This is a genomic window from Kitasatospora sp. NPDC057542, assembly GCF_042801945.1.
In the GTDB taxonomy this organism is placed as follows: Bacteria; Actinomycetota; Actinomycetes; order Streptomycetales; family Streptomycetaceae; genus Kitasatospora.
This window is the reverse complement of record NZ_JBHVFE010000395.1, coordinates 1-8,482: the sequence shown is the minus strand read 5'-3', so window position 1 is coordinate 8,482 and position 8,482 is coordinate 1. Positions and strand designations below refer to the sequence as shown.

The following is an 8,482-nucleotide window of genomic DNA, read 5'->3' as shown; positions in this document are numbered from 1 at the left end:
CCCGGGCACTGCGACCTCCGGCACGGGTGGGAGGCTCAGAAGGGTTCGGAAGGTCGGCAGGACGGTCGGAAGGACGGTCGGAGGTCGGAAGGTTCGGAAGGCTTCAGAAGGTGAAGCGCAGCGAGCGGACCCGGTGGTCGAAGCTGGACGGGACGAGCTGCGGCTCGCCGACCGACCGTGCCTCGGGCAGTCGGGTGAACAGCTCGCGGAACAGCGCCGTCATCTCCTGCCGGGCCAGGTGCGCGCCGAGGCAGTAGTGCGGACCGCCGCCGCCGAAGCCGAGGTGGGGGTTGGGCGTGCGGGTGATGTCGAAGGTGTCCGGGTCGGGGAAGACCTCCTCGTCGCGGTTGGCCGAGCCGTAGAACAGCGCGACCTTCTCGCCCGCGCGCAGCAGCGGACCGCCGGGGCCGCCCAGCTCGTGGTCCACGGCGAGGGTCCGGTTGAACTGGATGATCGGCGTGGCGTGGCGGACCATCTCGTCCACCGCGCCGCCGAGCCGCCCGTCGAGGTCGGCGAGCAGCAGGGCGCGCTGCTCGGGGTGGACGGTCAGCAGGTGCAGGCCGTGGGCCAGCGCGTTGCGGGTGGTCTCGACCCCGGCGACCAGCAGCAGACTGAAGAAGGCTCCCAGCTCTCGCCCGGTGAGCCGACGGCCGTCCACGTCTGCGGTGACCAGCGCGGAGATCAGGTCCTCCTCCGGCCGGCGACGACGCCGGCGGCCGACCCCGGCGACGATGCCCTGCATCCGGGCGAGCGCCCGCAGCCCGCGCCCGGGCGCCCGGAACCGGCGGCGCAGCGGGCGGGCCACCCCGATGTCCTCCGAGCTGCGGTTGACCAGGTCGAGGACTTCACGGCGCGACCTCTCCGGGATGCCCATCATGGTGCAGATCACCTGGAACGGAAGCTCGGCGGCGACTGCGGTCACGAAGTCCTCCGACCGCTCCTTCTCGATCCGGTCGACCAGGTCGGTGCTGATCCGCCGGACGTCCTCCTCGACCCGGTCGAGCAGCCGCGGGGTGAACGCCCGCGAGACGATCCGGCGCAGCTGGGCGTGGCGGGGGTCGTCCAGGTTGACCATCGAGTCGCCGAACATCAGCCGGACCCAGCGGGCCGGGGCCGGGGTCGTCACGCCGGGGCCGCTGAGGAAGACGGCGGGGGTGCGGCTGGCCTCGACCACGTCGGCGTGGCGGACCAGGGCGTGGAAACCCCGGCCGGTGGCGCGGTCGCCGAAGAACACCGGGCCGGGACGGCGGCGCAGCTCGGCGAAGGCGGCGGCGCGGACGGGGGCGGGCAGCTGCCAGAAGCGGGGGTCGGCGAGGTCGACGGACTCGGGCGGGGCGGGGGCTTCGGCGGGGTCTGCGGACGCGGGCGGGCCGGAGGGATCGGTCGAGTCGGCGGGCTCAGCAGCGTCGGCGCGGTCGGTGGACTCGGGCGAGTCGACCTGCTCGGCGGCTTCGGGCTCCGCAGGTTCGGGCTGTTCCGCAAGGTCGATCCGGCCCGCGGCTTCGGGCTGCTCGGCAGGTTCCGCCTGCTCCGCAGGTTCGGTCGCCTCTGCGGGTTCGGTCGCCTCCGCGGGTTCCTCGGCCTGGGCCGGGGCCGTCGCCTCTGCCGAGGCCGTCGCCTGCCGTGGGACGGTCGGCTCGCCGGGGGCAGTGGACTCGGCACTGTCGGCAATGGGCGCCGAGGCACCCGTCGGGGTCTTCAAGGCCGAACCTCCCTGCTTCTGGACGGCATCGCTCAGACACGCACCGTACTGAATTGTGCACATTAAGTGAGCATGGACGTCCGCTGTCAAACCGCCCTGATGGTCATACGAGCGGCTGTTCGGTTCGGCGCGCCGGGCAGGTGCGCCGACCGGAGGTGATCCGGTGGGCTGCGGGGCGGGCGGCCGGGCATGGTCTCATGACACAGAACCGGCCATGACCGGAGGGTGCGGTACGGGCCGGGCGGAGCGGGTGCGACGATGAGTGCCATCGTGATGACCGACCGGATCCGCCTGCTGCGCGCCGTGGTCTTCGCCGCGCTGTGCGTGGCACTGGCCGCCACCGCGCACGTCGCCATGGCCGGGCCCGGGGTCACGCCGACGGTGCTGGCCGGCGCGTTCGGGGCGGTCCTCGGGCTGACCTGGCTGCTCGCCGGGAAGCAGCGCGGGCTCGCCGTCACCAGTCTCTGGATGGTCGTGGCGCAGACCGCGCTGCACCAGCTGTTCGAACAGGCCGGGGCGCTCTCCCGAGGGGGTGGCGGCCTCGGCCGACTCGCCACCACGGACTGGGCCGCCCTCCTGCTCTGCAACCCCGACCGGGCGCCCGGCGGGCTCTCCCCGGTCGAACTGGCGCGAATGGCGGGTATCGACCCGGACGTCCCACCGGCCGCGGGCAGCCTGCGGCCGGCGGCGGGGACGCACCACGGGGCCGCGGGCACGACGGCCGTGGACCCCGGCCTGCTCGGGATGGCCGGAATGACGGGGATGCCCGCCGGGCAGCACGCGATGCCCGACGGAACGTTCCACGGCAGCGGGTCGTACGACTCGGCGCAGGACCTGGCGAGCGGACCGGCGCACGACATGGCGCACGGGATGTCCCACGGCATGTCGCCGGGGATGGCCGCCGCCCACGTGCTCGCCGCGCTGGCGTGTGCGCTCCTACTCTGGCGCGGTGACGCGGCGTTGGTCCGGCTCTTCGAGCTGCTCGGCGCGCTCGGCTCGGTGGTCGCGGGGGCTCTGCTGGTCCCGCTGCTGGCGCTGTTCGCGCGCCCCTTCGGCCATCGGGCCCCGGCGCCGCCCCGCCCGGCCGCCGACCGGGCCCGGCCGCCCCGGTCGGCACTGCTGACGCATGCCGTGGTCCGGCGCGGGCCGCCGGCGTTCGCCCTCGCCTGCTGACGCGCCCGCCGCGCTCTCATCCCACCCCGGCCGCCTCCGGCCGCCGGAACGCTCGCGACGGGCAGGTCGCCCTGCCGTACGGCCGCGCCTTGCGCCGTCGTGCCGTCAGGGTGCGGGCCCGCGTCCGCCGCCGCACCTCCCCAGGGGTCCGGCGTGCCGCGCGGCTACCCATGGACGCCCACGGTGCCGCGCTGCGCGGCGCCGTTCCCCGCCTTCCCCTCGGGACCTTCCCATGCCTGACTTCGACGGCGCACCGGCTCCGGCCGGCGCCACCGTCCCACCGTTCCCGCTCCTCCGGGCGCGCCGACCGCTCCTACCGTTCGACGGCCCGCGAACCGTCCGGGGCACGGCTTCCCGGCCGGTCCTCGCCCAGCCGGGCCAGCAGCCGGGCCGACCACTCGGGCGAGGGCCCGTCGGCGGCGCCCGCCCCCACCCGACCGCACAGCCGTTCGGCCCGGGCCAGCCACTCCCGGCAGCCGGCACAGCGCGCGACGTGCTTGTCCAGCCGGACCTCCGGCAGACCGCTCGGTTCGCCGTCGAGCCGGGCGGACAGAGCGATACGGAACTGCGCGCATCTCATATGCCCATCGTCCCGCACGGCCGTACCGTCGGGAGCTGCCGGGTGGGGGGCCGCCGTGGATGACGAACAGCTCACCGCACTGGCCCTGACCGCCCGCTCGGGGCGGGCGGCCGACGTCGAGGCCTTCGTCCGGGCGACCCAGCGGGACGTCTGGCGCTTCGTCGCCCACCTGACCGACGTGCAGTCCGCCGACGACCTCGCGCAGGAGACCTTCCTGCGCGCGCTGCGCGGCCTGCCCGCGTTCGCCGGGCGCTCCTCGGCCCGCACCTGGCTGCTGTCGATCGCCCGGCGCACGGTGATCGACCGGTACCGGATGGCCGCCGCCCGGCCGCGCTGCGCGGCACTGCCGGACTGGCAGGAGGCGGCAGAGCGGCAGGGCGGCGCAGCTCCGGCCGGGTTCGAGGACGGCGTCGCGCTCGGCGACCTGCTCGACCGGGTGCCCGCCCAGCGGCGGGAGGCCTTCGTGCTGACACAGGTGGTCGGCCTGAGCTACGCCGAGGCCGCCGAGGTCGCCGGCTGCCCTGTCGGAACCGTCCGCTCCCGGGTCGCCCGGGCTCGGGAGGAACTGGTGGCACGCCTGCGCGCCGCGGAGACCGGGGAACTCGCGACCGCCTGCTGAGTGGCGGACGGGCGGCGGCGGACGGCTGACGGCGGGCAACCGACGGCGAACAGATGACAGATTTCGAAATCTGTCATCTGTTCGTTGAAAGTTGTCGGCTGACGGCTGCCGGCCGACAACCGTTCGCCGTGCGCGCCACCGCATCCAGCCCCGGCCCCGACCCCGGCCCCGCACAGCACAGCACAGCACAGCACAGCACAGCACCGGGAAGAAATCCCCCAGGTGTTCGGAACCAGAACCCCCTCGCCCCCGACTGCTGTACCGGACCCCGCCGCCGAGGCGGCGTCCGGTCCGGCAGTACGGGAGACGGAGGGACTTCATGGCAGCACAACGGACCCCGAACGCTCCATTCCTGACGGTGAGTCAGGCGCAGCAACCGGTCGACCGCTGGAGCCTGGTCATAGCCGCCGGCCTCCTGTCGTTCGTCGCGATGCTCGACATGAACGTGGTCAACCTCGCGCTCACCGACATCTCGGCCGGACTGCACGTCTCCCCCGGAGTCGCCCAGTGGGCCGTCCTCGGCTACCAACTCCCGCTCGTCGCCCTGCTGTTGCCCGCCGGACGATGGCTGGACCAGGTCGGCACCCGCTCGGCCCTGCTGCTCGCGGTCGGGTGCTTCGCCCTGTGCAGCGTGCTGGCCGCCTGTGCCCCGTGGGCCGGCTGGCTGATCGCGGCCCGGCTGTTCCAGGGCGCCTTCGGGGCGGTGCTCTTCGTCCTGATGCCGGTACTCGCCGCCACCTCCGTCCGGCCCGAGCTGCGCGGCCGGGCGATGAGCGTACCCGCGACGCTCGGTCCGCTCGGCGCCGTCACCGGGCCGGTGGTCGGTGGTCTGCTGCTGGACCACCTGGGCTGGCGGGCGATCTTCCTCGTCAAGCTGCCGGTCTGTCTGGCCGCCGTCCTGATCGTGCGGCGCCACGCCCCGCGCCGGGGCGGGCTGCGACCGCCCGACCGGGCCTCGCTCGGCGACGCCGCGCTGATCGGCGCCGCCGTGGCCGCCGTGCTGCTCGGACTGACCCTGGCCCCGGAGGCGCCGCAGTGGCTGCTGCTCGCACTGCCCGCCGTGCCGCTGGTACTGCTCTGGCTGCGCCGCCCGGGCGGGCGGCCGGTGGCCGAGGTGCTTCGGGCCGCCGGGACCGCCGGGGTCAACGCCTCGGTGCTGGCGCTCGCCGCCGGCTTCGCTGCCTGCCACTACCTGCTCGCCCAGCACCTGCGCGGCCCCCGGGGCGAGAGCGCCACCGCGACCGCGCTCACCATGCTGGCGTTCCCACTCGGCATGGTGCTGGCCGGCCGGGTCGGCGGCCGGCTGGCCGACCGCTGGGGCGCCCGGCCCACCGCCCTCACCGGCGCCGCCGTCACCACGCTCGGCCTGGCCCTGCTCGTCCCGCTGGACGCCGGCTGGTCCGCCCCCGACATCGCCGCGCGACTCGCCCTCGCCGGTGCCGGGATGGGCCTCAACGGCGGCCCCACCCAGGCCCTGGTGATGTCCGCCTCCCCGCCCGGGAAGCTCGCCACCGCCGGTTCCGCCGTCCAGCTCGCCCGCAGCCTCGGCTTCGCTCTCGGCCCGGCCCTCGCCACCGCCGCCGCCCTCGCCGGGACCCGCGACACCACCGGGACACGCGCCGGGATCGCCCTGGCCGCCCTGGTCGCGGCGACGGCGGTCGTCCTGCTCGCCCTGCACCACCGCGACACTCGCGGCGACCGCAGCTGACTCCGGCACCCGACGCACAGCACCCCCGCCCATTGCACCCCGCACCCCGCGCCCCGAAACGCCGCACGCCGTGACAACCACCCGCCCCGCACCACCGAAGGATCACCCCCAGATGACCGACGCCACGCCCGACACCCCGCGCTGCCCGTACGGGCACGACCGGCTCCCCTCCCCCGTCCCGCTGTACGGCCCGGAGTACAAGCGCGACCCGTACCCGCTCTACCGGCGGATGCGCGAGGCCGGGCCGGTGCACCGGGTGGAGTTCCCGAGCGGCATCCACGCCTGGCTGGTAACCGGCTACCGGGCCGCCCACTCGGCCCTCAACGACCCCCGTCTCGGCAAGAACCACGCTCTGGGCAACGACAATTGGCGCCGACTCGCGTCGATCATGCCCGAACCGCAGCACTCGCAGCTGCAGGTCCACCTGCTCCACCAGGACCCGCCCAAGCACACTTCGATGCGTCGGCTCGTGCTGGACGCCTTCGCCCCGCGCCGGGTGGAGTCGCTGCGCCCCCGGTTCCAGGAGCTGGCCGACGCGCTGGTGGACGAGCTGCCCGAGTCCGGCGGCACGGACCTGGTGGCCGGCTTCGCGGCCCACTACCCCTTTCGGGTGCTCGCCGAAGTCATCGGCCTGCCGTCCGCGTTGGCGGAGCGCTTCGACCGGGACTGGGGCAAGGTGGTCCAGCCGGTCGGCCCGCAGGACCCCGGCCGTCCGGCGTACGAGGCACGGCTGCGCGGCCTCCAGACGTACATCGCCGACGTCGTCGCCCGCAAGCGCGCCGACTGCCGGGAACCCGGTTGGGTGGCCCAGGAGGACCTGCTGGGCCGGCTCGTCGCCGCCCATGACGCGGGCGAGCTGAGCCGCGCGGAGCTCGACTCGATGGTGTTCCAGTTGCTGGTCGCCGGGCAGGAGCCGGTCACCAACCAGATCACCACCATGCTGGTCACCCTGCTGCGCCACCCCGAGCAGCTCGCCCGGCTGCGCGAGGGCGTCGACGAGCCCGGCCGGCTCGCCCGGGCGGTGGAGGAACTGCTGCGCCACGACGCCGCGTTCGAGCTCACCACCTGGCGGTTCTTCGCCGAGGACAGCGATCTGTTCGGCACCACCGTCCCGGCCGGAGACTCCGTGATCGTCTCGCTCTGCGCCGCCAACCGCGACGACGCGCAGTTCCCCGATCCCGACCACCTCGACCTCGACCGCACCCCCAACGCCCACCTGGCCTTCGGCCACGGCATCCACTACTGCCCCGGGGCCGCGCTGGCCCGGGCCGAACTCCAGGTCGCCCTCGCCACCCTGCTCAGCCGACTGCCCGGTCTGCGCCCGGCCGAGGCGCCCGGCGACGGCCTGGCAGACCTGGCCTGGGTTCCCGCCGTCCTGGCACGCGGGGTGAACCGGCTGCCGGTCGCCTACGACCGCCGCCGCTGACCCCCGGGGCACCAGGCACCACCCGGCTCCGCCCGCCCGCAGCCCGCAGTCCCTGAACCGCAGCCCGCAGCCCGCAGCCCGTACCGCACCACCTTCCGTGGAGGACCCACCATGCCGCCCGTCGGCACCGCCCCTGCCGCCATCACCCCTGGCGCCACCCCCGCCACCCCTGCCCCGGCCCTCGAAGACCGCCCCTCGGCCGAACGGCTCGCCGCCCGCGTCCTCGGCCTGCTGATGCCGCACCGCCGCGCCGCGGACCCGGAGCTCGACGCCCGCCCGGAGCACTTCCCGCTCCAGCTGGCGCAGTTGACAAAGTTCATCGCCGCCGGCGAACCGATCGCCCTGACCCTGCCCGGTTTTCCCTGCAAGTCGCCGAACCCGGCGAAGGTGCTCGGGCACCTTCCCGACGAGGGCGAACGGCTCTCGCTGACCTTCCTCGACGGACTCTGCGCGGAGATCGGCCGCCTGTACGCACCCGGTGCCCGCATCCTGATCTGCTCGGACGGGCATGTCTTCGGCGACCTGATCAACGTTCCGGACGACCACATAGACGCCTATTCGAACGCCCTGACCTCCATGATCGCCCGCGAGGGCCTGACCCACCTCGACACCTTCGACCTGCGGGCCGTCCTCGGCGACCTCCCCTACGACGAGAAGCGCGCCCGGGTGCACGCCCGGTACGCGCCGAGCGTCGAGGAGTTGCGCGAGCAGGTGCTGACCGAGGAGGAGACCCTGCGGCTCTACCGGGGCATCACCCGCTTCCTCACCGAGGACACCGTCGGCTTCACCGGCACCCGCTCCGCCCTCCAGCGGGAGTGCCGCCGCCGCGCCTACGGCGTGATCCAGCGCAGCCGCGCCTGGGGCGAGCTGATCGCCGAGCACCATCCACACGCCGTCCGACTGTCCATCCACCCGCAGCCGGCCGGAACCGCCAAGTTCGGCATCCGGCTGCTGGCGGCCGCCGATGCCTGGACCACGCCTTGGCACTCCGCGGTGCTCCACCGAACCGGTGGCGAGCGGGAGTTGATGCGCAGCGAGGAGGCCGCGCGGCTCGGCCGACTGGTGCTGCGGGACGGCCGGCCGAGCCACTACGAGTGCCGCTAGCCGTCTTCGAACTCCCGCCTGCGGGGAGGGGCGGCCCTCGGGGTCCGGCGGAGAGGTGTCCCCACCGCAGTGGCTCCGCCTTGCGGTGCGCCCAGCCCGGCGCCGTCCCGCCCCCTCTGCCCTGCCGCCTCCCGGGTGGGCGGCGGTGTGTTATTAAGTTCTTTGTGTGC

Annotated in this window: 7 protein-coding genes; 5 read left to right on the top strand and 2 right to left on the bottom strand. The window is 74.7% G+C overall.

Going from position 1 to position 8,482, the window contains the following annotated elements; all coding sequences use genetic code 11:
• Positions 1–103 precede the first annotated feature (103 nt).
• On the bottom strand, positions 104–1,291 hold the full coding sequence (locus ACFU7Y_RS34050; RefSeq protein WP_380770677.1) for a cytochrome P450: 1,188 nt from the start codon (positions 1,289–1,291) through the stop codon (positions 104–106).
• Between the two features lie 669 nt (positions 1,292–1,960).
• Between ACFU7Y_RS34050 and ACFU7Y_RS34045 the strand changes: the two genes are divergently transcribed.
• The gene (locus tag ACFU7Y_RS34045; protein ID WP_380770676.1) at positions 1,961–2,875 is read left to right on the top strand and encodes a hypothetical protein; all 915 of its coding nucleotides are present in this window, start codon (positions 1,961–1,963) and stop codon (positions 2,873–2,875) included.
• Positions 2,876–3,188: 313 nt separating this feature from the next.
• On the opposite strand, the gene ACFU7Y_RS34040 is transcribed toward ACFU7Y_RS34045, so the two are convergent.
• Positions 3,189–3,455 (bottom strand): zf-HC2 domain-containing protein, encoded by a 267-nt coding sequence (locus ACFU7Y_RS34040; RefSeq protein WP_380770675.1) that lies wholly within the window; start codon positions 3,453–3,455, stop codon positions 3,189–3,191.
• A gap of 55 nt (positions 3,456–3,510) precedes the next feature.
• Between ACFU7Y_RS34040 and ACFU7Y_RS34035 the strand changes: the two genes are divergently transcribed.
• The 4 genes from ACFU7Y_RS34035 to ACFU7Y_RS34020 all read left to right on the top strand — a co-directional run bounded on the left by ACFU7Y_RS34035 (position 3,511) and on the right by ACFU7Y_RS34020 (position 8,312).
• Positions 3,511–4,074, top strand: coding sequence for a sigma-70 family RNA polymerase sigma factor (locus ACFU7Y_RS34035; RefSeq protein ID WP_224285265.1), 564 nt, complete (start codon positions 3,511–3,513; stop codon positions 4,072–4,074).
• 319 nt (positions 4,075–4,393) lie between these two features.
• Positions 4,394–5,782, top strand: a complete 1,389-nt coding sequence (locus tag ACFU7Y_RS34030) for an MFS transporter (RefSeq protein ID WP_380770674.1) — start codon at positions 4,394–4,396, stop codon at positions 5,780–5,782.
• 112 nt (positions 5,783–5,894) lie between these two features.
• Complete coding sequence (locus ACFU7Y_RS34025) at positions 5,895–7,208, top strand: cytochrome P450 (RefSeq protein WP_224284834.1); 1,314 nt, start codon at positions 5,895–5,897, stop codon at positions 7,206–7,208.
• A 111-nt stretch (positions 7,209–7,319) separates the two neighbouring features.
• The gene (locus tag ACFU7Y_RS34020; protein WP_374120145.1) at positions 7,320–8,312 is read left to right on the top strand and encodes an L-tyrosine/L-tryptophan isonitrile synthase family protein; all 993 of its coding nucleotides are present in this window, start codon (positions 7,320–7,322) and stop codon (positions 8,310–8,312) included.
• Positions 8,313–8,482 lie beyond the last annotated feature (170 nt).

Bases quoted from the DNA above. Each gene is read 5' to 3' on its own strand.
- ACFU7Y_RS34045 (WP_380770676.1), top strand. From the start codon at position 1,961: ATGAGTGCCATCGTGATGACCGACCGGATCCGCCTGCTGCGCGCCGTG.
- ACFU7Y_RS34040 (WP_380770675.1), bottom strand. From the start codon at position 3,455: ATGAGATGCGCGCAGTTCCGTATCGCTCTGTCCGCCCGGCTCGACGGC.
- ACFU7Y_RS34030 (WP_380770674.1), top strand. From the start codon at position 4,394: ATGGCAGCACAACGGACCCCGAACGCTCCATTCCTGACGGTGAGTCAG.
- ACFU7Y_RS34025 (WP_224284834.1), top strand. From the start codon at position 5,895: ATGACCGACGCCACGCCCGACACCCCGCGCTGCCCGTACGGGCACGAC.
- ACFU7Y_RS34020 (WP_374120145.1), top strand. From the start codon at position 7,320: ATGCCGCCCGTCGGCACCGCCCCTGCCGCCATCACCCCTGGCGCCACC.